This window comes from Mycobacterium sp. 1164966.3 (genome assembly GCF_001665395.1).
Classification (GTDB): Bacteria; Actinomycetota; Actinomycetes; order Mycobacteriales; family Mycobacteriaceae; genus Mycobacterium.
Genome location: NZ_LZSG01000029.1, coordinates 24,003 through 47,738, shown reverse-complemented (window position 1 = coordinate 47,738; position 23,736 = coordinate 24,003). Strand labels below are relative to the sequence as shown.

The 23,736-nt window shown below is 64.8% G+C and carries 22 protein-coding genes and 2 tRNA genes; 9 read left to right on the top strand and 15 right to left on the bottom strand.

The window, feature by feature from the left end:
* Positions 1–36: 36 nt before the first annotated feature.
* From A9W99_RS10085 to dnaA, 10 genes are all read right to left on the bottom strand, one after another.
* Positions 37–109, bottom strand: a tRNA-Ala gene (locus tag A9W99_RS10085).
* Positions 100–231: a hypothetical protein gene (locus A9W99_RS27545; protein WP_256389946.1), complete on the bottom strand. Its 132-nt coding sequence runs from the start codon at positions 229–231 to the stop codon at positions 100–102. Before A9W99_RS27545 ends, A9W99_RS10085 begins: the two co-directional genes overlap by 10 nt.
* Positions 232–257: 26 nt before the next feature.
* Positions 258–331, bottom strand: a tRNA-Ile gene (locus A9W99_RS10080).
* A gap of 64 nt (positions 332–395) precedes the next feature.
* Positions 396–1,316 carry a DUF3566 domain-containing protein gene (locus A9W99_RS10075; RefSeq protein WP_067376385.1) on the bottom strand — a complete coding sequence of 307 codons (921 nt, stop codon included), beginning with the start codon at positions 1,314–1,316 and terminating at the stop codon, positions 396–398.
* A gap of 65 nt (positions 1,317–1,381) precedes the next feature.
* Complete coding sequence (gene gyrA, locus A9W99_RS10070) at positions 1,382–5,164, bottom strand: intein-containing DNA gyrase subunit A (RefSeq protein WP_067376380.1); 3,783 nt, start codon at positions 5,162–5,164, stop codon at positions 1,382–1,384.
* A 24-nt stretch (positions 5,165–5,188) separates the two neighbouring features.
* Complete coding sequence (gene gyrB / locus A9W99_RS10065) at positions 5,189–7,222, bottom strand: DNA topoisomerase (ATP-hydrolyzing) subunit B (protein WP_067376563.1); 2,034 nt, start codon at positions 7,220–7,222, stop codon at positions 5,189–5,191.
* 254 nt (positions 7,223–7,476) lie between these two features.
* Positions 7,477–8,031: a DUF721 family protein gene (locus tag A9W99_RS10060; protein WP_253869725.1), complete on the bottom strand. Its 555-nt coding sequence runs from the start codon at positions 8,029–8,031 to the stop codon at positions 7,477–7,479.
* Positions 8,028–9,176 carry a DNA replication/repair protein RecF gene (gene recF / locus A9W99_RS10055; RefSeq protein ID WP_067376377.1) on the bottom strand — a complete coding sequence of 383 codons (1,149 nt, stop codon included), beginning with the start codon at positions 9,174–9,176 and terminating at the stop codon, positions 8,028–8,030. Before recF ends, A9W99_RS10060 begins: the two co-directional genes overlap by 4 nt.
* Entirely contained in the window at positions 9,177–10,373 is a 1,197-nt protein-coding gene (dnaN, locus tag A9W99_RS10050) for a DNA polymerase III subunit beta (RefSeq protein WP_067376371.1), read from the bottom strand.
* 471 nt (positions 10,374–10,844) lie between these two features.
* Positions 10,845–12,401, bottom strand: coding sequence for a chromosomal replication initiator protein DnaA (gene dnaA / locus A9W99_RS10045; protein ID WP_067376368.1), 1,557 nt, complete (start codon positions 12,399–12,401; stop codon positions 10,845–10,847).
* 576 nt (positions 12,402–12,977) lie between these two features.
* Between dnaA and rpmH the strand changes: the two genes are divergently transcribed.
* The 9 genes from rpmH to A9W99_RS10005 all read left to right on the top strand — a co-directional run bounded on the left by rpmH (position 12,978) and on the right by A9W99_RS10005 (position 19,398).
* Positions 12,978–13,121, top strand: a complete 144-nt coding sequence (rpmH, locus tag A9W99_RS26015; RefSeq protein ID WP_082929939.1) for a 50S ribosomal protein L34 — start codon at positions 12,978–12,980, stop codon at positions 13,119–13,121.
* Between the two features lie 23 nt (positions 13,122–13,144).
* A complete protein-coding gene (gene rnpA, locus A9W99_RS10040) occupies positions 13,145–13,507 on the top strand; it encodes a ribonuclease P protein component (protein ID WP_067376364.1) in 363 nt (120 codons plus the stop codon).
* Positions 13,504–13,803, top strand: a complete 300-nt coding sequence (gene yidD, locus A9W99_RS10035) for a membrane protein insertion efficiency factor YidD (protein WP_067376361.1) — start codon at positions 13,504–13,506, stop codon at positions 13,801–13,803. Before rnpA ends, yidD begins: the two co-directional genes overlap by 4 nt.
* The gene (gene yidC / locus A9W99_RS10030; RefSeq protein WP_156623040.1) at positions 13,784–14,917 is read left to right on the top strand and encodes a membrane protein insertase YidC; all 1,134 of its coding nucleotides are present in this window, start codon (positions 13,784–13,786) and stop codon (positions 14,915–14,917) included. Before yidD ends, yidC begins: the two co-directional genes overlap by 20 nt.
* 49 nt (positions 14,918–14,966) lie before the next feature.
* On the top strand, positions 14,967–15,575 hold the full coding sequence (locus A9W99_RS10025) for a R3H domain-containing nucleic acid-binding protein (RefSeq protein ID WP_067376355.1): 609 nt from the start codon (positions 14,967–14,969) through the stop codon (positions 15,573–15,575).
* Positions 15,576–15,654: 79 nt separating this feature from the next.
* Positions 15,655–16,362: a 16S rRNA (guanine(527)-N(7))-methyltransferase RsmG gene (rsmG, locus tag A9W99_RS10020; protein ID WP_067376352.1), complete on the top strand. Its 708-nt coding sequence runs from the start codon at positions 15,655–15,657 to the stop codon at positions 16,360–16,362.
* A complete protein-coding gene (locus A9W99_RS10015) occupies positions 16,359–17,366 on the top strand; it encodes a ParA family protein (RefSeq protein WP_371514942.1) in 1,008 nt (335 codons plus the stop codon). Before rsmG ends, A9W99_RS10015 begins: the two co-directional genes overlap by 4 nt.
* Complete coding sequence (locus tag A9W99_RS10010) at positions 17,363–18,355, top strand: ParB/RepB/Spo0J family partition protein (RefSeq protein WP_067376350.1); 993 nt, start codon at positions 17,363–17,365, stop codon at positions 18,353–18,355. Before A9W99_RS10015 ends, A9W99_RS10010 begins: the two co-directional genes overlap by 4 nt.
* Positions 18,356–18,651: 296 nt before the next feature.
* Positions 18,652–19,398, top strand: a complete 747-nt coding sequence (locus tag A9W99_RS10005) for an acetyltransferase (protein WP_067376347.1) — start codon at positions 18,652–18,654, stop codon at positions 19,396–19,398.
* Here the strand turns inward: A9W99_RS10005 and A9W99_RS10000 are convergent.
* The 5 genes from A9W99_RS10000 to sigM all read right to left on the bottom strand — a co-directional run bounded on the left by A9W99_RS10000 (position 19,395) and on the right by sigM (position 23,712).
* Positions 19,395–20,612 (bottom strand): N-acetylmuramoyl-L-alanine amidase, encoded by a 1,218-nt coding sequence (locus tag A9W99_RS10000; RefSeq protein WP_067376344.1) that lies wholly within the window; start codon positions 20,610–20,612, stop codon positions 19,395–19,397. The two genes, A9W99_RS10005 and A9W99_RS10000, sit on opposite strands and share 4 nt — an antisense overlap.
* Before the next feature lie 246 nt (positions 20,613–20,858).
* Positions 20,859–21,209, bottom strand: a complete 351-nt coding sequence (gene trxA / locus A9W99_RS09995; protein WP_067376341.1) for a thioredoxin — start codon at positions 21,207–21,209, stop codon at positions 20,859–20,861.
* Positions 21,206–22,216, bottom strand: coding sequence for a thioredoxin-disulfide reductase (gene trxB / locus A9W99_RS09990; RefSeq protein WP_067376338.1), 1,011 nt, complete (start codon positions 22,214–22,216; stop codon positions 21,206–21,208). The genes trxA and trxB overlap by 4 nt, the downstream gene beginning before the upstream one ends.
* Positions 22,217–22,328: 112 nt before the next feature.
* Positions 22,329–23,078: a hypothetical protein gene (locus tag A9W99_RS09985; protein WP_067376335.1), complete on the bottom strand. Its 750-nt coding sequence runs from the start codon at positions 23,076–23,078 to the stop codon at positions 22,329–22,331.
* A gap of 46 nt (positions 23,079–23,124) precedes the next feature.
* On the bottom strand, positions 23,125–23,712 hold the full coding sequence (gene sigM, locus A9W99_RS09980; RefSeq protein WP_067376332.1) for an RNA polymerase sigma factor SigM: 588 nt from the start codon (positions 23,710–23,712) through the stop codon (positions 23,125–23,127).
* Between the last annotated feature and the right edge of the window lie 24 nt (positions 23,713–23,736).

Genomic DNA, 23,736 nt, shown 5'->3' with positions numbered 1-23,736 from the left:
ATTCTTGCGCCGTAGACGCAAAGTGGAGGCAAAAAGTGGAGCCTAGGGGAATCGAACCCCTGACACCTGCCTTGCAAAGGCAGTGCTCTACCAACTGAGCTAAGGCCCCTCGACGCCGGGCGGGTCATCGGGTGGATCGGTCACCGCCACATGCCACACCTCGACACCACGTCGGGACCGCACCACCGCCGCCACCACTGCGAGCGCGGCCAGTGGCAGTGCGAGCCTCACACAATGTCTTGATAGGCACATGGTTGTGGGCCTAGGAGGACTCGAACCTCCGACCTCTTCGTTATCAGCGAAGCGCTCTAACCGCCTGAGCTATAGGCCCGTACGTCGTACGGCCGAGCGACGAGATTACCGCAATCGACTCCCCACTCCCAAAAGCTGCTCGACTAGTCCAGATCGGCGAGGGTCACTTCGATGCCGCCGATCAGGTCGGTGGCCAGGTTGTAGATGAACGCGCCGATGGTCGCCATCGCGGTCAGCAGCACGATGTTGACCAGGCCGATCAACACGGCGCCGCCGAAGATGGTCCCGCTGGAAACCAGCTCCCCGGCGCTGCCGCTGGTGTTGTTCAGCAGGTCACCGACGTTGCTGTTGAGTTTCGCCCATACACCCATGCCGCCGAGCACCAGATAGAGGAACGCGACCGCAATCATCCAGACAAAGAACAGCGCCACCGAGAGCAGCAGCGACACCTTCAACGTGCTCCACGGATCGATCCGGCGGATCTGCATGCTGGCTCGAACCGGTCCCCGCGCCCGTCGTGACACGTGCACCCGGCCTTCGCGCTTTTCGCGCGCTTCCCGGGCTTCGCGCGCCTCTCGGGCTTCGCGAGCCTCCCGGCTTTCGGTGGTCTGCGTGCGCGCGGTAGCGGACGCAGTCGACGTCTCCGAAGCGGGTTTGCGCTGCGCGGTCCGGGGAAGGCCACCCGACAGATCCGGCAACTCGCTGGCGTAAGCCTCGGCCGGCGGCCCGGCGCCGCGGGCCGGCCCGGCGTCGAAATCCTGAGTCTCGCTCTTGGCGTGGTTCGATGAGCCGGCCGATGAACCGGCCGCAGTGCCCGAGATGAAGCGGTTCAGTCGTGCGTCGATCCCGCTGGTCGGGTTCGACGACCGCGGCTCCGCCGGTGCGTCCGGCGCGGACCGACCGGCGCGTGTGGCACCCCGCTGCCACGGCGGCGAGTCTCCGGCCTCTGGGCTGCGGCCCGTCGACCCCGGCGCCGCCCGGTGGCTACCGGTCCGTTCGACCGCGCCATCTCCATTCGAGTTATCGCCCGTATTGGGGGAGCCCGACTCGTTCGGTGAGTTCACCCCGACTCCTAACCTGTGTACCCAGGCCAGCCTGGGCAGTGCAGTCGCATTATTCCTAGCCGGGCTCAGGCCCGACCACCCGGCTCCTCCGCACCGTCGATTTCCCCGCCGTCGTCGCCGCTTTCCTCCGCGTTGCGGGCGATGGCTAACAGTGTGTCGCCCTCACCCAAGTTCATCAAGCGAACGCCCTTGGTCTGCCGTCCAGCCTTGCGGACCTGGCGAGCCGCGGTGCGGATGACGCCGCCCCCGGAGGTGATGGCGTACAGCTCGCTGTCGTCGTCGACAATCAACGCACCAACCAGCCTGCCACGCCGGCGGTCGTACATCACAGTCAGCACACCCTTGCCGCCGCGGCCCTGCACGGGGTACTCCTCGATCCCGGTCCGTTTGGCGTAGCCGCCCGACGTGGCGACCAGCAGGTAGGTGCCCTCGCGGACGACGTTCAGCGACAGCAGGCGATCGTCGGCGTTGAAGCGCATGCCCTGCACACCGGAGGTGGCCCGGCCCATCGGCCGCAACGCCTCGTCGGTGGCCGAGAACCTGATCGACTGGCCGTTGGCCGAAACCAGCAGCAGGTCATCCTCGGACGAACACAATACGGCCCCGACCAGCTCGTCCTCGCCGCGCAAGTTGACCGCGACGATTCCGCCGGAGCGGTTGGAGTCGAAGTCGGTCAGTTTGGACTTCTTCACCAGACCGTTTCGGGTGGCCAGCACCAGGTAAGGGGCGTCCTCATAGCTCTTGATCTGAATGACCTGGGCGATGCGCTCCTCCGGCTGAAAGGCCAGCAGGTTGGCGACATGCTGGCCCCGCGCGGTGCGAGAGGCCTCGGGCAGCTCGTAGGCCTTCGCCCGATACACCCGGCCCTGGGTGGTGAAGAACAGGATCCAGTCGTGTGTCGAGCAGACGAAGAAGTGCCGCACGATGTCGTCCTGCTTTAGCCCGGCGCCCTGCACGCCCTTCCCGCCGCGCTTCTGGCTGCGGTACAGGTCGGTCTTGGTGCGCTTGGCGTATCCCGTCTCGGTGATGGTGACGACGACGTCCTCGCGGGCGATCAGATCCTCGTCGCTGACCTCGCCGTCTGCCGCGATGATCCGGGTACGACGGTCGTCGCCGTGCTTCTCGACGATCTCGCCCAGTTCGTCGCGCACGATGCCGCGCTGCCGCTCGGGCTTGGCTAGGATGTCCTCCAGATCGGCGATCTCGGCCTCGATCTTGGCTAGGTCGTCGATGATGCGCTGACGCTCCAGCGCGGCCAGGCGCCGCAACTGCATGTCGAGAATGGCCTGGGCCTGGATCTCGTCGATGTCGAGCAGCTCGATGAGGCCTTGGCGGGCGATGTCGACCGTTTCGGATGCCCGAATGAGCGCGATGACCTCGTCCAGCGCGTCGAGGGCTTTGACCAGACCACGCAGAATGTGGGCGCGCTCGTTGGCTTTTCGCAACCGGTAAGTGGTGCGCCGGACGATGACATCGAGTTGGTGTTCGACGTAGTAGCGGATCATCTGATCCAGGCGCAGCGTGCGTGGCACCCCGTCGACGATCGACAGCATGTTGGCGCCGAAACTGGTTTGCAGCTGGGTGTGCTTGTACAGGTTGTTGAGCACCACCTTGGCGACCGCATCGCGTTTGAGTTCGATAACGATGCGCAAGCCGACCCGGTCGCTGGATTGGTCCTCGATGTTGGAGATCCCGGCCAGTTTGCCGTCGCGAACCTGCTCGGCGATTGAGGTGATGAAGTTGTCGTGGTTGACCTGATAGGGCAGCTCGGTGATGACCAGAGAAGTCCGGCTGCGCGAATCTTCTTCCACCTCAACGACTCCGCGCATGCGAACGGAGCCACGGCCGGTCTTGTACGCGTCGTGGATGCCCTGGGATCCGACGATCAGCCCAGAGGTGGGGAAGTCGGGGCCTTTGACCCGTTGCATGACGGCGGCGAGGGTGGTTTCTTCGTCGGCGTCGTGGTTTTCCAGGCACCAGAACACCGCATCTGCAAGCTCGCGCAGGTTGTGCGGCGGGATGTTGGTCGCCATGCCGACCGCGATGCCGCCGGATCCGTTGGCAAGCAGGTTGGGGAACCGGCTGGGCAGGACCGTCGGCTCCTGTACTCTGCCGTCATAATTGGGGATGAAATCGACTGTCTCCTCGTCGATTTCGCGGAGCATCTCCATCGCCAACGGGGTGAGGCGGGCTTCGGTGTTGTGGCTGACGAAGCCGTTGGTCAAGAAGGCGTGGTCCTCGGTGTCGACGCGGAGGCTGTACACCGGCTGCACGCCCGCATCGGTGACGACGGCGACTTTCGCGTAGTAGAACCGGCCGTCGGTGAGGTCGGTTGCGATGGCGCGGACATCGGGATCGGCGATGCGCGAGAGGATCTCAGCGCCGCGGGTGCGCCACCGTTGGATGCGGTCGATGTTGTGTCGGTTCAGCCAATCCTTGTCGACCCAACGACTGCCGCAGTGCTTGCGGATGAACTTCCCCAGCCCCGGTACGTGGTCGGTGTCCATTCCGGCGCAGGGCGGCATGGACGACAGGATCCCGGTCAGCTTCGTTTGCTTGGCACCGCCGAAACCAACTTGGGTGGCGAACAATTCGGCTTGGGCACGGTTGGTGATGACGACCTTGTATTCGCCGACGGCGTGGCGGTAGCGGCTTGAGATCACGCCGAATTCCAGCAGCATCTGCTGGACGTCTTTGGCAAGCCGTTCACTGCGAGTTGAGTACGAGATCTGAATCGTGTTGCGCGGCAGGACGGAACATGACCCGTCGCCTTCGAACAACGCCTGCAGGAAAGCACGCTTGACGGCGGCGGGGGAGTGCCATAGCCACTCAGGGACCACGTTGTCGGCTGACCGTTGTCCCAACATCTCCCAAAGGTGGGTCTTCTTCAGTTCCGTGAGGTTCTGGATATCGAGCTCGAGCAATGTCGACCCGGAGGCGATGGTCCGCGACGACACGTACCGCCGTCCTCCGACGACCGCGTCGTACGCGCCGACGACCATATTGAAATAGTCGCGATCGAGGTTGTTGAACCCGGCGCGCGACTCGGATACAAAGCCCTCACTGATGAAGGCTCCCAACAGGAGCGCCTCTAGCACGTCGTGCCAGTCGGCGGGGCCCAACTCCACTGGCGGGGTGCGCTGCAGTACGACGTAGTCGTCGGCGCGGATTTCTTCGATCAACTTCCATAAGAGCGTGGGCACACCGGCGACATCGACCAGGCATAGCAATGGGTGGTTCGCGGTGCCGGTGACTTCGTAGCCCTCAGCGGTGCACACGGTGTACGTCTCATGTTCGCCCGAATGGAACAGTCGGTCGGCAACAACGGGGTCGCCATGCCGGTCAAGCACCTTCAACTCGACGGCATTGTCCGAGTTTGAACTGGCATTCGGAACGACGTCGCCGATCCGCACTGATTGTCCAAATGGCAAGCGCACCAAGGCATCTCCCGAGGCGCAGTACCGCATGGCGGCCGGAGGATCGTTGCCCGGTGAGCCGAAGTTACCTTGCCCGTCGACCAACGGATACCGCAGCGACCACGGCTGCGCCATGCGCACCAACGTGTCGTAGATCGAGGCGTCGCCGTGGGGGTGGTAGTTGCCCATCGTCTCGGCAACCGACCGCGCCGACTTGGCGTGGCTGCGATCCGGACGGAACCCGGAGTCGAACATCGCGTAGAGCACCCGGCGGTGCACCGGCTTGAGGCCGTCGCGCACCTCCGGCAGCGCGCGGCCCACGATCACGCTCATCGCGTAATCGATGTAGCTGCGCTGCATCTCCTGCTGGATGTCAACCGGCTCTATGCGATCGACTGGTTCATCTCCTGGCGGCAGCGTGGTATCAGTCATGTGTTCCTCGATTAGTGGACGTGGTTACACGTCCAGGAAACGAACATCCTTGGCATTGCGGGTGATAAAGCTGCGTCGGGCGTCGACGTCCTCGCCCATCAGAATGGAGAACAGCTCGTCGGCGGCCGCGGCGTCGTCCAGGGTCACTTGACGCAGCACCCGCACCGTCGGGTCCATCGTGGTCTCCCACAATTCCTTGGCATCCATCTCACCCAGACCCTTGTAACGCTGGATGCCGTCCTCCTTGTTGATCTTCTTGCCCGCCTTCAACCCGGCCTCCAACAAACCGTCGCGCTCACGGTCGGAGTAGGCGAACTCAGGATCAGAGCGCTGCCACTTCAACTTGTACAACGGCGGCTGCGCCAGAAATACGTGTCCGTTCTCGATGAGCGGCCGCATGAAGCGAAACAGCAAGGTCAGCAACAGCGTTGAGATGTGCTGGCCGTCGACGTCGGCGTCGGCCATCAGCACGATCTTGTGGTAGCGCAGCTTGGTGATGTCAAACTCGTCGTGGATCCCGGTGCCCAGCGCGGTGATGATGGCCTGGACTTCGGTGTTCTTCAGCACGCGGTCGATGCGGGCCTTTTCGACGTTGATGATCTTGCCGCGCAGCGGGAGAATCGCCTGGAACATCGAGTCGCGCCCGCTTTTCGCCGAGCCGCCGGCCGAGTCGCCTTCCACCACATATAGTTCGGACTTGCGCGGGTCGGTGGATCGGCAGTCGGCCAGCTTGCCCGGCAGTCCACCGAGGTCGGTGGCGCTCTTGCGGCGCACCAACTCTCGCGCCTTACGCGCCGCGATGCGGGCCTGCGCGGACGACACCGCCTTGTTCACAACGGTTTTCGCTTCGGTCGGGTTTGCTTCGAACCAGTGCGTGAGCTGTTCGTTGCAGACCTTCTGCACAAACGACTTCACCTCGGTGTTGCCCAGCTTGGTCTTGGTTTGGCCCTCGAACTGCGGCTCGGCCACCTTCACCGAGATCACCGCGGCCAATCCCTCCCGGATGTCGTCCCCGGTGAGGTTGGGATCTTTGTCTTTGAGCAACTTCTTGTCTTTGGCGTACTTGTTCACCACCGAAGTGAGCGCGCTGCGGAAGCCCTCTTCGTGGGTACCGCCCTCGTGGGTGTTGATGGTGTTGGCGAAGGTGTGCACCGATTCGGAATATCCGCCGTTCCACTGCATCGCGATTTCGACTTCGTGCCCTTCGCCTTTTCCCTCGAAAGCGATGACGCTCTGCTGGATCGGGCTCTTGGTGCGGTTGATGTGCTTCACGAAATCGATCAGACCGCCCGGGTAGTGGAAGGTGCGGTGCTTGACCTTGTGCGGCGCAGTCGATTCGGCGGCCTTCTCCTCGGCCGACTTTGGCGCTTCGGCGGTGTCGCTGACGACCTCCTCGACAACCTCATCCTGCTCCACCCGCTCGTCGGTCAGATTGATCGTCAGGCCTTTGTTGAGGAACGCCATCTCCTGGAGCCGGCGCGCCACGGTCTCGAAGTCGTACTCGATGGTCTCGAAGATGTCCGGGTCGGCCCAGAACCTGATGGCGGTACCGGTCTTCTTGGTCGCCTCACCCTGCTTGAGCGTGCCGGGCACGGCATGGTCGTAGAACTGCGACCACTCGTACCCGTCGCGTTTGATATCGACTTCCAGCCGGGTCGACAGCGCGTTGACCACTGACACACCCACACCGTGCAAGCCACCACTGACGTTGTAGCCGCTGTTCTCACCGCCGAACTTGCCGCCGGCGTGCAGTTGGGTCATCACCACGTCGACGGTCGGGGCCCCGGTCGCGTGCATGGCCACCGGAATGCCGCGACCGTTGTCGGTGACCTCCACGCTGCCGTCGTCGAGCAGACGCACGTCGACTTGATTGGCATAGCCGGCCATCGCCTCGTCCACCGAGTTGTCGACCACCTCCCAGATGAGGTGGTGCAAACCACGCTCGCCGGTGGACCCGATATACATGCCCGGGCGTTTGCGGACAGCCTCCAGACCTTCAAGGACGGTAATCTGTTCAGCGCCGTAGTTGGCTTGGGTCTTCTTCCTCTGGGCAGCCACGGTCGGAATGCTCTCCTTGGGGTTGCATGCGAGCGGTTCAGTCACCGCAGCGGTCGCATCCGTCCACTCTACCGTGAGCGACCGTCAGCACCGATTTTCTGGGCGCGTTTCTACCTATCTGATTGCGCCGTGTGCTTGACATCTCCGTTCTGGTCGCGTCCGGACGTTTGCCAAGGGTGTCCGTTTCGTTCTAGCGGCTCTGAGCCTGCCGCGCCCTTACACCTGTTGGACGTCGCCGCAGGCCGCTGGGTTCCCTATCCGTACGTGTCGCGCGGACCCCGTCCGGCGATATGCCGTGGACCTTTGCGCCATGACGGTGCGGCCGGACCGGTGATACGCAACGACGTCACCACACCGTTGCCCACCGCCGCGGCGATCTTCGCCAGCAGCTGGGCTTGCATCATCCGTAGCTGCGTTGCCCACGCGGTCGATTCGGCCGCGACGCTGAGCACCCCGTCGTTCAATCCGGTCGGGGTGGCGTGGTCGGCAATCTGCACACCGACCACCGACCGCCATTGACCCAGAACCGTGCCCTCGGCGACGTAGGCGGACCAGCCGCGCTTCTTCGCCAGGTCGCGCGCCAGCCTGCCCAGCGGCTGCGGATCACGCACATCGGGCCCGGGGCCCGACCAGCTGCGTCGCTGGCCCGCGACGCGGCGCGGCGTCGGCGATGACGCACGCCCGCGTCCGGAATCCTTTCCCTGTGCACGCGCCGCAGCCCGCGCTTCCTCCAGAGTCCGGCGCACCAAGTCGATGCCTGTCAGTTCACCCGGAACTTCCGGCCGTTGGCCCGCATCGCGCTCGGTCACGATTGCACCACCGAAATTCGGCCGGAATCGTCGTCGCGCATCTCGATGGCCACCCGCTTAGCATCCCAACCGGCTGGCAGGTCCTCCAGCACCGCGGCGGTCACCAGCACCTGCTCCGCGGATTCGGCCACCGCGCCCAGCGCCCGACGGCGGGCGGTGTCGAGTTCGGCGAAGACGTCGTCGAGTATTAGCACGGGTTCGCCGCCGTCGGTGCGCAACAACTCGTAAGCAGCCAACCGCAACGCCACCGCGAACGACCACGATTCCCCATGGCTGGCAAAGCCTTTCGCGGGCTGACTGCCCAACCGCAACTCCAGGTCGTCACGGTGCGGCCCGACCAGGCACATGCCCCTCTCCAGCTCGGCGGCACGCCGCGCCGCCAGCTCAGCCAGCAGGGCGGCCTCGAGGTATTCCCGGTCGGGCTGGGGTTCGGACCCAATTTCCAAGCTGGCGCGGTAGCCGAGCGAGGCCGATCGCGATCCGGGCGCCAACAGCTGGTAGGCCTTCTCCACCTGCGGCGCCAGCTGGTCGGCCAAGGCTATGCGCGCCGCCATCAGTTCAGCGCCGTGCTCAGCCAACCGGCTGTCCCACACGTCCAGGGTGTCCAGTGCGCTTTGGTCACCGCGGTGACGTGCCCCGGACAACGACTTCAACAGGGCCGTACGCTGCCGCAAAACCCGGTCGTAGTCGGCGCGGACCGCGGCAATGGTCGGCCGGCGCTGGGTCGCCAGGTCGTCCAGATAGCGCCGCCGCTCCGCCGGATCGCCCCGCACCAAGGCCAGGTCTTCCGGAGCAAACAGCACTGCGCGCAGCACGCCGATCACTTCACGGGTGCTGCGCACGGGCGAGCGGTTCAGCCGGGCCTTGTTGGCCCGCCCGGTCGCGATCTCCAGATCCACCGCACATTCGCGGCCTTCGTTGACGACGATCGTCGATACCACCGCTCGGGGGGCGCCCGTTCGGATCATCGGCATGTCGGTACCCACCCGGTGCGAACCCAGTGTGGCCGAATACCACAGTGCTTCAATCAAATTCGTTTTACCGAAACCGTTCGGACCGACGAACACCGTCCGGCCCGGATGCAGTTCGAGGTCGGCGTGCGCCCAGGACCGGAAGTCGCGCAGTCCTAAATGCCGGACGTACACCTAACCCGGCAATCGAACCGGCATCAACAGATAGACGTATTCCGTCGGCAGGGCGGCAAACGGCGCGTTGCCCGTCGGATGGTCCGCTTCCGAGGCGGGACGCAGCAAAGCGGGCTTGCCGGGGGTCGTGAAACCGAATGACACCCGCTCGGAGTGCACCGACCCCAGCCCGTCGGTCAGATACGTCGGGTTGAACGCGATGGTGAGCGGCTCGCCCGCGAAGTCGACGGCCAGGTCTTCTTCGGCGCGGCCGACATTGTCATCGCCGGCGGACAGCCGCAGCATGCCGTCGCCGAATTCCATGCGCACCTGCGCACCGCGATCGGCGACCAACGCCACCAGCTTGATCGCTTCGGTCAGCTCGGCGACATCGATGGTGGCCACCGCGGTGTGTTCAGCCGGTAGCAATTGGCGGAACTTCGGGAATTCCGCGTCCAGCAGCCGGGTGGTGCTGCGTTTGCCGTTGCCGCTGATCCCCAGCAACCCGTCCTTGCCCACGCCCATCCCGGCACCCAGCGACAGCCGCACGTCCGAGCCGTCGATACCCGACTTCGCGGCCTCGGCCAACGTCCTGGCCGGCACCAACACCGAGGCCTCGATGTCGGGCGACAACGCCGACCACGTCAGCTCGCGCACCGCCAGCCGGAACCTGTCGGTGGCGGCCAGAACCACCGTGTCACCCGAAATCTCGACCCGGATGCCGGTCAGCATCGGCAATGTGTCGTCGCGGCCGGCGGCGATGGCGACCTGGTTGATCGCCTCGGCGAACAAATCCGAAGGCAAGGTCCCGGTTTCTTCGGGCAGCGCCGGCAGGGTGGGGTAATCCTCAACCGCCATGGTCGGCAGCGAAAACCTGGCGCTGCCACAGGTCAACGACAGCCGGTTGCCGTCGACATAACAGTCGACAGGCTTGTTCGGGAGCGCCCGGGTGATATCCGACAACAACTTACCAGAGACCAAAACGCTTCCAGGCGAAGCGATTTCGGCGGCAACCTGCGCCTCGGCGGACACCTCGTAGTCGAATCCCGAGATGGTCAGTCCGTCATCCGACCCGTTCAACAACACTCCGGAAAGTACCGGCACCGTAGGTCTGGTAGGCAGATTTTTGGCCACCCAGGACACGGCGTCTGCGAAAGACTCTCGGACCAAACGAAATTTCAAGTCGGTGAGGCTGGCTCTCGTCGTCGCCGCGTCCATAGCGTCCCTTCACCAGTTCGAGTTCAGTGGCTAGCCGCCCCGCAATGTTCTCGATAGGCAGTCGAAGAACAACCGTAGAGCCTCTGGCCCCAACTTGAAAGCTAAACGGCAAGGGTGACAACGCGGGCAGTCAAGCCACCTGTGAGGCCGGTTTCGCTGCGTGTCCCCAAGCCTGTTCTTCGAAGAACAAACGACGAAGACAATTCAGTAACAGTAATAAGGGGTGTGCATGTTGTGGACAGATCGGCCTCGGCGCAGCTAGGGGAGCGGCAGGGTTGTGGATGACAAGCGTGGGCGGTGTGTGGTTCATGTTGGGCCGATGGGGATGAAGTGCGGATGTACACGGCCCTGCGAATGAGCGCGGGGTATTTACGTGGTGTCTGCACAGCGCTGTGCACAGCCCATCGGTGTGACGGCTGTGACGCGCGTGCGAAAAGTTTTTTGAAAAATACGACGGCTGAAGGGCCCGGATCAGCGCTTGGACCGCTGACGGATGCGGGTGGTGAGCTCTTTGACGTGATCGAAGACTTCGCGTCGCTGCGCCATCTCGGAGAGAATCTTGCGCTGGGCGTACATGACCGTGGTGTGGTCGCGGCCGAACGCCTGGCCGATCTTCGGTAGGGACAGGTCGGTGAGTTCCCGGCACAGGTACATCGCGATCTGTCGCGACTGCGCCAGCGCCCGGGTCTTCCCCGGCCCGCGCAGCTCTTCGACCGTGGTGTCGAAGTATTCTGCGGTGGCGGCCATGATGGTCGCCGCGCTGATCTGCATGGTGCTGGCGTCGGCGATCAGGTCACGGAGCACGATCTCCGCCAGCGCTCTGTCAATCGGAGTCTTGTTCAGCGAGGCGAACGCGGTGACCCGGATCAGGGCTCCTTCGAGCTCCCGGATGTTGCGTTCGATGCTGCTGGCGATGAGCTCGAGTACGTCGTCGGGGACCGCGAGCCGTTCCATTTGCGCCTTCTTGCGCAAGATGGCGATGCGCGTCTCCAACTCCGGCGGCTGCACGTCGGTGATCAGCCCCCACTCGAACCGCGTCCGCAACCGGTCTTCCAGCGTGGCCAGCTGTTTGGGCGGCCGATCAGATGAGATGACGATTTGCTTGTTCGCGTTGTGCAACGTGTTGAAGGTGTGGAAGAACTCCTCCTGGATACCTTCCTTGCCTTCGATGAACTGGATGTCGTCGACGAGCAACACGTCGACGTCGCGGTAGCTGCGTTTGAATGCGACCTTGCGGTCGTCGCGCAGCGAGTTGATGAAGTCGTTGGTGAACTCTTCGGTGGAGACGTACTTGACCCGCATGCCAGGGAAGAGTCGTTGGGCGTAGTTGCCGGCCGCGTGCAGCAGGTGCGTCTTGCCCAGCCCGGATTCGCCCCAGATGAACAGCGGGTTGTAGGCGCGCGCCGGTGCTTCGGCGATCGCCAGCGCCGCCGCGTGGGCAAACCGGTTGGAGGCGCCGATCACGAACGTGTCGAAGGTGTAGCGGCGGTTGAGGCTCGTCCCGCTGCCGTTGCCGGATTCGGCGGGACGCTTGGTGAAGTAGGTCGGCCAGCTCTGGTGAGCGCTGCCGAGCGTCTCACCGTTCTCGTAGCCTTCGTCACCGTCAAGACCTTCGAGGCCGTCCAGACGATTGTCGATGCCGGTGTCGGTAGCGATCTCGTCAACTTGGGGGAATGCGTCGGCGGGCGTGAACGGGGTGTCGTCGGCGTCGTTCTCGGCAGTCGGCGCGATCCGCACCCCCAGTTGGATCTGCTGACCAAGTCGTCGGCTGAGCGCATCGGTGATCGGGGTTCGCAGGTGACGTTCGATTTCGTTTTGCACGAAACTGCTAGGCACCGACAGCAGAGCAAACCCCTCCACGATCGTGAGTGGTTGCACCAGGTTGAGCCAGGCTCTTTGCTGGGGAGTCAGCGGGGTGACAAGAGTTGTACCGCTGGTGGGCCCGCCGTCTGGATCTGACTCACCGTTGAGCTCGGATACGACCGCGTTCCACACCTTTGTGAAACCGGAACCGGGATCATCGGTCAACGACGCATCTCCCTGGTTCTCGCAAATTTAGGGCTGGGTACAACCGCTTTTAGCGACCGGAGCAACTGTCCACATGCTTATCCACAGCTGTGGACAGGACGATCATAAACTAGCCGCTCGGCGACGGCTTACGACTTCGTTCTGGAGACAACCCGTGGAGGTCGTCTAGGCGCCCGTCGTTCTGCCATCCTTGCTGAGTTGTCGACCGCCGCTCCAGTCCGAGACCGAAGCTAACAGTTTTCTGTGCGGCTGCCAACAGTTTCGCAACATTACGCCGAGGTTCATTTGGGTCGTGCCAGGCGGGCGTGGGTTTGGTTGGCAGCCAATGCAGGTCGTGCGTTGGGAGAGGCCAGGTTTGACCCGGCGAACGGACGTCAGTACCCTCAAAAAGTCGCCCGAAAGTCGGCGATACGGCTGCGACCCGAACTGACGCCGAAATGACAGCCAGGGGACCGCGCCGGCCAGTAGCAAGACAAGCCCCAACCAATCCCGGGCGCCCAGCGGACCAACCCAGTTGCAAAGTGCGTGCGGCCGGATGGCTCGGACACTCGAGCCGGACACAACGAGGAGAACGCCGTGGCCAAGGGCAAGCGGACCTTCCAGCCCAACAACCGGCGCCGAGCCCGCGTGCATGGTTTCCGACTGCGGATGCGCACCCGCGCCGGGCGTTCGATCGTCTCCGGCCGCCGCCGTAAAGGCCGGCGTGTGCTGTCTGCCTGAACGCAACACCAGGTCCTTGGGCGGTGCTACCCGCAAATAACCGCATGAGGCGGTCAACCGAGTTCGACGAGACGGTGAAGTACGGCATGCGTACCGTGCAGTCCGACCTCATCGTGCATGTGCGGCGCGGCAGCGATCAGGGGAGCGGCAACGGTCCCCGGGTTGGGCTGATCATCGCCAAGTCGGTGGGCTCGGCTGTGCAGCGACACCAGGTCGCGCGCCGACTGCGCCACATCGCGCGGACGATGCTGGGGGATCTCGATCGATCGGACCTGGTGGTGATTCGTGCGTTGCCGAGCAGCCGGCACGTGTCGTCGGCTTGGCTCGAGCAACAGTTGCGCGCCGGGCTGCGGCGCGCTTTCGAGTTGGCGGGAATCGGCCGGTGAAGGGCTCGCTGAGCGGGCTGGGCCGGGCTGGGGCGCGCGGCCTGATTTTCCTCATTCAGCTTTACCGGCACATGGTTTCGCCGTTGCGGCCGGCGACCTGCCGTTTCATTCCGACCTGTAGCCAGTACGCCGTGGACGCCCTGACGGAGTACGGCTTGATTCGGGGTAGTTGGCTGGCCGCCGCCAGACTCGCCAAGTGCGGACCATGGCACCGGGGAGGATGGGATCCGATACCCGAGCGCCGCGAATGCCGTGCGCAACACGTGGACACCAGGAGTGAGTCTTTTGCCGTTTGATCCTTTCAGCCTCGACTTCGTGTACTACCCCGTGTCGGCGATCATGTGGGTTTGGTACAAGCTGTTCGCCGCGGTGCTGGGACCGTCGAACTTTTTTGCCTGGGCACTCTCGGTCATGTTTCTGGTGTTTACCTTGCGGGCGCTGCTCTACCAGCCCTTCGTCAAGCAGATCCGCACCACCAGGCAGATGCAGGAGTTGCAACCGCAGATCAAAGCGCTGCAAAAGAAATACGGCAAGGACCGTCAGCGCATGGCCTTGGAAATGCAGAAGCTGCAGCGCGAACATGGGTTCAATCCGATCCTCGGCTGCCTGCCGATGCTGGCCCAACTCCCGGTGTTTCTCGGCCTGTATCACGTGTTGCGCTCGTTCAACCGGACAGCCACCGGCGGCTTGTTCGGCGGGGTGGGTGGACCGCAGATGACGGTCGCCCAGAACCGTGCAACGCGCAATTATGTCTTCAGCCCGAGCGATGTCGGACATTTCCTGGACGCGAACCTTTTCGGTGCACCCATCGGGGCGACGATGACGCAGACGACCGGCATCAAGGCCTTTACCGACTTCGGCGCATTCTCCCGGCCCGCGGTGATAGCCGTCGGGCTACCGGTGATGATCCTGGCCGGCATCGCCACCTACTTCAACAGCCGGGCATCGGTGGCACGGCAGAGCCCGGAAGCGGCGGCGAATCCGCAGACCGCGATCATGAACAAGCTGGCGCTGTACGTGTTTCCGTTCGGCGTGGTGGCCGGCGGGCCGTTTCTTCCGCTGGCGATCATCCTGTACTGGTTCTCGAACAACATCTGGACCTTCGGTCAGCAGCACTACGTGTTCGGGATGATCGAAAAAGAGGACGAAGTCAAGAGACAAGAAGCCATTGCCCGGCGGTCGGCCAACGCGCCGGCGCCGGGCGCCAAGCCCAAACGGCCGCCGAAAGTGGTGGCCGGATCAGCGACCGAGTCCGACGGGGAAGCCGAATCGGGACCGGAGAGTTCCGACGGCCAGGTGACCGAAGTGGCCCAGCCGCAAGCAAAGAAGCCGAATTCGGCCGGACGGAATAACGGCCCAAGCAACCGCACACCACGCCCTGGCGCACGTCCGAAGAAGCGCAAGCGCTGACGCGGTCCGAGACAGGCGAGACCGAAAGACAGGCAAGGGAGACAAAGCCATGACGGATGCCGACACCACCGAGCGCGCCGCCGAAAGCGACCTGCCGGCCGAGGAGGTTGCGCCGGATGCGGCGGCGGACAGCCGCGACGAGCAAGCCGACAACGCAGCGGACGAGACCGAGGAGACCGACCAGTCCGATGACCTCGAGGAGCGGTTGGTCGCCGAGGGGGAGATCGCCGGCGACTACTTGGAAGAGTTGTTGGATCTGCTCGATTTCGACGGCGACATCGACCTCGATGTCGAGGGCAACCGTGCGGTTGTGAGCATCGACGGCAGCGACGACTTGAACAAGTTGGTCGGGCGCGGGGGAGAGGTGCTCGACGCCCTGCAGGAACTGACTCGTTTGGCGGTGCACCAGAAGACGGGTGTGCGGAGCCGGTTGATGCTCGATATAGCTAGCTGGCGGCGCCGGCGACGGGACGAATTGGCCGCCCTGGGTGACAAGGTGGCGCGCCGGGTCCTCGAGACCGGTGAGCGAGAAGAGCTGTCGCCGATGACGCCATTCGAGCGAAAGATTGTGCACGACGCCGTCGCCGCCGTCGCCGGAGTCCGTAGCGAGAGCGAAGGCGTGGAGCCGTCTCGCCGGGTCGTAGTCCTTCGAGACTGACGCCGACGGGCACGCCCTGATAACCAGCCGCGGTCCGGGAGCTTCCGAAGAGGCCAGCCGGAGGCCCGAGAATTGAGGAATGTTTCACGTGAAACATGGCGGTTCTTGCGAGCGGGCGGCGGTGACGGGCGGGGACCCGCCCGATGCAGCCGCCGCGGTATTCGGGGCGAAACTTCCGGTCGTACAGCGCTACGCTGACATCTTGGCGAGTGACGGAGTGGAGCGTGGATTGCTCGGCCCCCACGAGGTCGATCGGTTGTGGGAACGACACCTACTCAACAGCGCCGTCGTCGCCGAGCTGCTCGAGTCCGGCGACCGAGTGGTGGACATCGGCAGCGGGGCGGGATTGCCCGGATTGCCGCTGGCAATCGCGCGACCCGATGTCGAGATGGTGCTCCTCGAGCCGCTACTGCGGCGAAGCGAGTTCCTGCACGAGGTGGTGGCCGAGCTCGGGTTGCCCGTCGAGGTGGTCCGCGGCCGAGCGGAGGAGCGGCAGGTGCGCGAGCGTATCGGCGGCCAGGACGTCGCGGTGTCGCGTGCCGTGGCGGCGTTGGACAAGTTGACGAAGTGGAGTATGGCGTTGCTACGACCGGAGGGCCGAATGCTCGCGATCAAAGGCGAACGCGCTCACGACGAAGTCCGCGAGCACCGGCGTGTGATGGCGGCGGCCGGGGCGGTAGATGTCAGGGTGGTCACATGTGGCGCGAACTATTTGGCTCCACCCGCAACCGTGGTTTCAGCGCGACGGGCGAGGCAGATGCGCCCCATCAGCAGGCGGTCGCGATGAGCGGTCCAACCTCGTCGGGCGGCCCGGCGGTGGCACCACACCAAGTGCCGCCCGAAGCCGCGCAGCCCGTTCATGGACAAATGCCGGGCGGAAACCCCGATGTTTCACGTGAAACATCGGACGAACACGACACCCCGATCGGCGCCGCCGCCGAACGCGCGATGCGGGTACTGCACACCGTTCACGAACCCCTGCCGCGGCCGCCACATCGTCGCGTGTTCACCGTCGCGAACCAAAAGGGCGGTGTGGGTAAGACGACGACTGCCGTCAACCTTGCCGCCGCCCTCGCCGTCCAAGGGCTCAAGACCCTGGTGATCGACCTCGATCCGCAGGGGAACGCGAGCACCGCGCTCGGCATCACCGACCGACAGTCGGGTACGCCGTCGTCGTACGAGGTGCTTCTCGGCGAGGTGCCACTGCACGCCGCGCTGCGCCGCAGCCCCCACAGCGATCGACTGTTCTGCGTGCCGGCGACCATCGACCTTGCCGGCGCCGAAATCGAGTTGGTCAGCATGGTGGCCCGTGAGAACCGTTTGCGCACCGCGCTGGCGGCACTCGACAACTTCGACTTCGACTACGTCTTCGTCGACTGCCCGCCGTCGCTCGGATTGTTGACGATCAACGCGCTCGTCGCCGCGCCCGAGGTGATGATCCCGATCCAATGCGAGTACTACGCCCTGGAGGGCGTGTCACAGCTGATGCGCAACATCGAGATGGTGAAGGCCCACCTCAACCCGCAACTCGACGTGACCACCGTCATCCTGACCATGCACGACGGCCGGACAAAACTCGCCGACCAGGTGGCCGCGGAGGTGCGCCGCTACTTCGGCAGCAAGGTGTTGCGTACTGTGATCCCGCGCAGCGTCAAGGTCTCCGAAGCCCCGGGCTACAGCATGACGATCATTGATTACGATCCCGGCTCGCGCGGGGCAATGAGCTATCTGGACGCGAGCCGGGAGCTCGCCGAACGCGACCGACCATCATCCGCGAAGGGACGAGAATGACGCAGCCGTCACGCAGGAAAGGCGGCCTCGGCCGCGGGCTGGCTTCGCTGATCCCCACCGGACCCACCGATGCCGACGGCCTCGGGCCGAAGATGGGCTCCGCCGCCGCCGATGTCGTCATCGGCGGACCGGCGCCGGATGCTGGGGCTATCGGAGCTATCGGCGCGGTCTATCGGGAGATCGCCCCCGCTGACATCGAGGCCAATCCCCGCCAGCCGCGGCAGGTGTTCGACGACGAGGCTTTGGCCGAGCTGGTGCACTCCATTCGCGAGTTCGGTCTGCTGCAGCCGATCGTGGTGCGGGCGGTCAGCGGTTCCCAGAGCGGCGCCCGCTACCAGCTAGTGATGGGGGAGCGGCGGTGGCGGGCGGCTCAGGAGGCGGGCCTGGCCACCATCCCGGCCATCGTGCGCGAGACCGGTGACGACAACCTGTTGCGCGATGCCCTGTTGGAGAACATCCACCGGGTGCAGCTGAACCCCTTGGAAGAGGCGGCGGCCTACCAACAACTGCTCGACGAATTCGGGGTCACCCACGACGAACTGGCCGCCCGCATTGGGCGGTCACGTCCGCTGATCACCAATATGATCCGGCTGCTCAAGTTGCCCATCCCCGTGCAGCGCCGGGTGGCCGCGGGGGTGCTGTCCGCCGGTCATGCGCGGGCGCTGCTCTCGTTGGAGGCCGGACCCGACGCGCAGGAGGAGCTGGCGAGCCGGATCGTCGCCGAGGGCCTGTCGGTGCGGGCCACCGAGGAAGCCGTCACCGTCGCCAACCACGAGGCCAATCGCAGCGGCGCGGCCAAGCCGGCACATCCGCGGCGCAAGCCGATTCAGATGCCAGGCCTGCAAGACGTTGCTGAACGACTGTCGAACGCCTTCGACACGCGGGTTACCGTCACCCTCGGCAAACGCAAGGGCAAGATCGTGGTGGAGTTCGCCTCGGTAGACGATCTGCAGCGCATCATCGACATGATGACCGCGCCCAAAGCATGATCCGGCATACGCTGTAATTACGTCACTGTGACATTGTGCCGGTTCGGCGTGGCACGACACCCCGCCCTGTCACCGAACTGCAACCGAGACGTACTGTGCGTCAAGCTATTTCGGCGTTCTCTCCGGGACGGCAGTGGGCGGTGGGGGAGTTGCGGAGATCGTCGTGGCGCCAGCGCGCGAGCGGAGCCGGCAAAACTGGCCCGATGCTCCGAAACTCTCTTATTCTGGAGAGGTTGCCGGTGCAGCCCGGCCTGGGGGCAGCCGGGCCGCAGTACCGCACGGAGGCCAGGAGACTAGTGTCTGCTCGAATCACACCGCTGCGGCTCGAAGCCTTCGAGCAGCTTCCCAAGCACGCACGGCGCTGCGTCTTCTGGGAGGTCGACCCCGCGACGCTCGGTAACCGAGACCACCTCGCCGATCCGGAGTTCGAGAAAGAGGCTTGGTTGTCGATGGTGATGCTGGAATGGGGATCGTGCGGACAGGTTGCGACCGCGATCCCCGACGAGCGCAGCAACGCCGAACCGCCCTGCCTGGGGTATGTCCTCTACGCTCCACCCGGGGCGGTACCGCGTGCGCACCGGTTTCCCACCGCGCCGGTGTCCGCCGACGCCGTGTTGCTGACGTCGATGGGTATCGAAGTCGGGCAAGCCGCCGACGACCTGCCACACAGCCTGATCGCGCGGGTGATCGACGAGTTGGTGCGTCGCGGAGTGCGGGCGCTGGAGGCTTTCGGCCGTACCCCAGCCGCCTCCGAATTGCAGGATCCCCGCAAGGTGGATCCCGACGTGCAGCCGGTGCTGGAGGCGCTCGGCGACTGCTCGGTGGACCACTGCATCATCGACGCGGACTTCTTGCAGGACATGGGTTTCATTGTGGTCGCACCACACCGGTACTTCCCGCGGCTGCGGCTCGAACTCGACAAGGGCCTGGGGTGGAAAGCAGAAGTCGAGGCCGCGCTGGAGCGATTGTTGGCGAATGCTCAACTGCAACAACCGGTTGGGGCTGGGGCAACAGCCACCAGCGCGCACGCGCCGGAAAGTTAGGAACCGCTTCGGGTGGCCCGCTCCACGGATAATTCGTGGGCCAGCAACTCAGCGAAAGTGAATGTGCCAGTAGGGCGATCGTTCTTGCCCAAGAGGTACAGGCGCTTGACCGCAGCGAGAATGCCTTCGGCGATGGCATCGCGGGTCTGCGTCGAGACGAGCATCCCGCGATCGCGCGGGTTAGTGATGTAACCGATGTCGACCTGAACGGTCGGCATCCGGGTTAGTCGCAGCAGGTCCCACGTCCGGCCATGCGTACGGCAATCGCGTAAACCCGTGCGGGCCACGACTTCCCGTTGAATGAAATCGGCGAGGTTGCGGCCGATGGTGGAAACCGAACCGTGCGAGTTTCCGAAGTGAAACGATGCGACGCCGTTGGCCGCGGGACTGGCCTGGGACTCGCAGCGGAGGCTGATCATCAGATCGGCACCGACATTGTTGGCGGTGGCTGCCCGCTCGGCGTCGGACGGGCTGCGATTGGTCGGCCGGGACAGAAACGTCTCCATGCCGATGGCAGTCATTCGGCCCTCAAGACGACTTGCCAAGTCCCACAACACGTCTGCTTCGCTGATCGGACCATCTGGACTCTGGGTGATCAGGCCGTGGTCCGCGCCACCGCGGCCCGGATCGATAATGATCCGTTTACCAGACAATTTCGGCCCGGACCGTCGCACCAGTTCCTCCTCGCGGATGGCGTGCGGCGAACCCCCGGTAACCCGCGAACTCAGAAAGTACAAGGAGCGTAACGTTTCTGGCCCGCAGATACCGTCGGCGGCAAGACCGTACTCACGTTGGTAGGACATCAGTGCGTTGTGCGTCTGCAAGCCGAAGTGCCCATCCACCAGACCGGTGTAGAAACCGAGGTCTTGCAACCGGGCTTGTAGCGTTGCCACGTCGTCGCCGTAAAGCGGCGCACCGAATTGGTGATACAGCGTACGGGCACCAAGCCGGTAGGAGGCCTCCTTGATCGCCCGGTAAGTAGCCTCGCCGACGACGCCGTCCACGAGCAGTCCGCGATGTTGCTGGAAGGCGCGAACCGCCTCGTCGAGCTCGTCGTCGAAGACATCGAGCGCTAGATGCCTGCCGGTGTTCAGTTCCTCGTCGGGGTTGTCAAGCATTCCCAGCGCGGCGAGCGCAGCCCGAATCTCGGTAACAGCGGCGCCACGGTCACCAGCGCGCAACGCGTCGCCGGCTTCGCGGCGCGAACTCGACATACCAAGGGCCCTCCGGGACTACCTGATCTCGCTAGTCAATGCATAACAGTTAGCCGGTATTGTCGCAGATCCTTGACGATTTTCGGAAAACCCCAGGCTAATCGAGCGTGTGGTGTGCCGAACCAGACCAGGCTGTTATCGATGGCGGCGACCCGCTTCCCCCGGCTGCGCCGCGCTTGCGATCGCCGCTGTTATCGATGGCGGCGACGCGCTTCCTCCGGCTGCGCCGCGCTTGCGATCGCCGCGTTAAAGGCCGGGTACCGCGTCGGAAAGCTCGCGCAACAGCGCAGCCTTACCCTTCGCGCCCACGATTCGTTTCACCGGCTGACCATCCTTGAACAGGATCAGCGTGGGTATCGAAACCACTTGAAAATCGCGCGCAGTTTCGGGGTTGGCGTCCACGTCGAGCTTGGCGACGGTGAGTTGCCCTCCCTGCTCGGCCGCGATCTCCTCGAGCACCGGGGCCACCATCTTGCAAGGTCCACACCATGTTGCCCAAAAGTCAACCAGCACAGGCTTATTGCTGGACAACACCTCCGTCGAGAAGGACGCATCGGACACTTCTACTGTGGCCCCGGCGTTTTCGGTGTCGGTCATCGTGGTGCTCCAATCAAATCGGTACTGCCAGCGTTTCCAGCCGTTTCGCCCTCGTGGGCCGAGTCTGCGTGCTCGGCCAGCCAACGCTCGGCGTCGATGGCCGCAGCACAGCCGCTGCCCGCGGCTGTGACCGCCTGCCGGTAGGTGCGGTCCACCAGGTCCCCGGCCGCGAACACACCTTCCAGCGAGGTGCTCGTGGTGCGTCCTTTGACCAACACGTAACCGTCCGGGTCGACTTCCACGGCATCGCGCACCAGTTCGGAACGCGGCTCATGGCCGATCGCGACGAACACGCCGGTCACCGGCAGGGTGGTCTCCTTACCGTTGACCGTGTCGCGCACCTTCAGTCCGGTCACCGTGGTATCGCCTTCGACCGCCACCACGGTGTGGTTGGTGAGGAACTTGATCTTCTCGTTGCTGCGGGCCCGATTGAGCATGATCTTGGAGGCCCGGAACTCGTCGCGGCGGTGTACCAGCGTGACGCTGCGCGCGAACCGGGTCAAGAAGGTCGCCTCTTCCATCGCCGAGTCACCGCCGCCGATGACGGCGATGTCCTGATCGCGGAAGAAGAAGCCGTCGCAGGTGGCACAGGAGCTGACGCCGCGACCCAGCAGCTCCTGCTCGCCCGGAACGTGCAGGTAACGGGCGGCGGCGCCCATCGCCAGGATCACGGCGCGGGCGCGATGAGTTTCCCCCTCAGCGGTGACGACGGACTTCACCGGCCCATCCAGCGACACCGACTCCACGTCTTCCATCCGCAGGTCCGCACCGAAACGAAGCGCCTGCTCGCGCATCTCGTCCATCAGCTCCGGGCCGGTGATGCCGTCCCGGAAGCCGGGATAGTTCTCCACGTCGGTGGTGGTCATCAGCGCGCCACCGAACGAGGTGCCTTCGAAAACCAGCGGCGCAAGCTGGGCGCGCGCGGTGTAGAGAGCCGCGGTGTATCCGGCGGGGCCCGAACCGATAACGATTACTTCGTGGACAGTGTCATCAGCAGAAGCAGTCATGCGAGCCTTTCGGGTACGGGCACTGATAAAAGCACTGACAAGAGCTAAGCCTTCGAACGCCAGCGTAGGCGCGGCTGTTCCCGCGCAAGTCGCACAACACCCTGAACGCCGCTCATGAGCGGGGAACCTGCGTGCTGGCCAGCAACCCGGTGTCAACCGCGCTGCAGTTCAGTCCCACAGCGAAGACGGCCAAGTCCTGCGGCGTATCACCGGGCAGCACCAGCAGCACCGCCGGACGTGAGTTCACCTCGACCGGCCGCGCACCCAAGACCGAGGTGGACGGTGGATAGCCAAGGCCGCGTAGGCATGATGCTCGCCGCGGTGGATCCTCGAGAGCGCCATGGCTGCCGTAGTCGGGGCTGTGGTCGAGCAGTTCGAGGATTTGGGCCTGCGACAGCGGAAGCGCGGCTGTGGCGCCGGTGGCCGGGCCCGGCACCGTGATGTGGTCAGCGGTCGCCTGCGTGCTGGACGTCGGCTGGGGCGCGTTCAACAGCGCTGAAGTACCCAGACCGACGGCGACGATCAGCGCACCCGAACCGGCGACGACCGCGATCAAGCGGCCGGGACGGATTGGGGGACGGGCGGAGTGGGCGGCGGCCGATGACCTGAGAGCCGCGGTGACGCCTGCGGGCGGCGCAGCCGAGTTCGAGTCGGCGCCCAGGTCGCCCAAATCGGTACGCACCCGGTTCAGGGCCCGCAGGATGTCCTCGGCCTCGGGATCGGCGCGCACCCGGCTGCGCACTCGAGCGGCAACGTCGTCGTCGAGCAGGCCGGCCTGCAGGTCGGCGAGCAGATCAACGGTCAGCGGCGGGTCGGCATCGCTTTCACCGTGCTGCGGCGGATCACTATCGGGTGCACCCATCCGCCCCAGTGTCCTTGATGCACAGTTCGATGGCTACGCACAGGGGTCAGCACTGACTGGCCGGTCGATCCGACGCGGCGCCGACGCCGGTGTTCAGGTAACCGAGCAGGTCGGCGAGCCGGGCGCGAGCACGAGCGCACCGACTCTTGACCGTGCCCTCGGCGATGCCCAACAGCCGGGCGGTATCGGCGATCGAATAGCCCTCCATGTCGACGGCCACCACCGCTGCGCGCTGCTCGACGGGCAGCCGCATCAGCGCTCGATGCACCAGGATCGCCGTCTCCACCTGCGCCGTCCGATCGGCTACCCAATGGACGTCCTGCAACGGACTGGTGGGATGGGCTTTGGCGCGCCGCAGACGGTCCAGGCAGGCGTTGACCACGATGCGGTGCAGCCAGCTGCGCACGGCGGCGTCATTCCGGAAGGAACCCGCGCCGCGGTGGGCTGAGAGCATGGCATCCTGCAGCGCGTCTTCGGCGTCTTCGGGGGTTTGGCTGGTGAGCCGAGCGAGCCGATGCAGTTGTCGTCGGTGGCGGTGGAAAAGCTCGTCGAACGCGTACCGGTCGCCGGCGACGTGGGCGGCCAGCAACTCGCCATCGGTGCGGTCTCGCTTGATGTTTCGCCCGAAGCCCACGAGCCGGGACAGTAGCCAATCGGG

What these genes read in the sequence shown, in the direction of transcription:
- gyrA (WP_067376380.1), bottom strand. Translation starts at nt 5,164, where the DNA reads ATGACTGATACCACGCTGCCGCCAGGAGATGAACCAGTCGATCGCATA.
- dnaN (WP_067376371.1), bottom strand. Translation starts at nt 10,373, where the DNA reads ATGGACGCGGCGACGACGAGAGCCAGCCTCACCGACTTGAAATTTCGT.
- A9W99_RS10025 (WP_067376355.1), top strand. Translation starts at nt 14,967, where the DNA reads ATGACGGATGCCGACACCACCGAGCGCGCCGCCGAAAGCGACCTGCCG.
- rsmG (WP_067376352.1), top strand. Translation starts at nt 15,655, where the DNA reads ATGTTTCACGTGAAACATGGCGGTTCTTGCGAGCGGGCGGCGGTGACG.
- A9W99_RS10015 (WP_371514942.1), top strand. Translation starts at nt 16,359, where the DNA reads ATGAGCGGTCCAACCTCGTCGGGCGGCCCGGCGGTGGCACCACACCAA.
- A9W99_RS10010 (WP_067376350.1), top strand. Translation starts at nt 17,363, where the DNA reads ATGACGCAGCCGTCACGCAGGAAAGGCGGCCTCGGCCGCGGGCTGGCT.
- A9W99_RS10000 (WP_067376344.1), bottom strand. Translation starts at nt 20,612, where the DNA reads ATGTCGAGTTCGCGCCGCGAAGCCGGCGACGCGTTGCGCGCTGGTGAC.
- trxA (WP_067376341.1), bottom strand. Translation starts at nt 21,209, where the DNA reads ATGACCGACACCGAAAACGCCGGGGCCACAGTAGAAGTGTCCGATGCG.
- trxB (WP_067376338.1), bottom strand. Translation starts at nt 22,216, where the DNA reads ATGACTGCTTCTGCTGATGACACTGTCCACGAAGTAATCGTTATCGGT.
- A9W99_RS09985 (WP_067376335.1), bottom strand. Translation starts at nt 23,078, where the DNA reads ATGGGTGCACCCGATAGTGATCCGCCGCAGCACGGTGAAAGCGATGCC.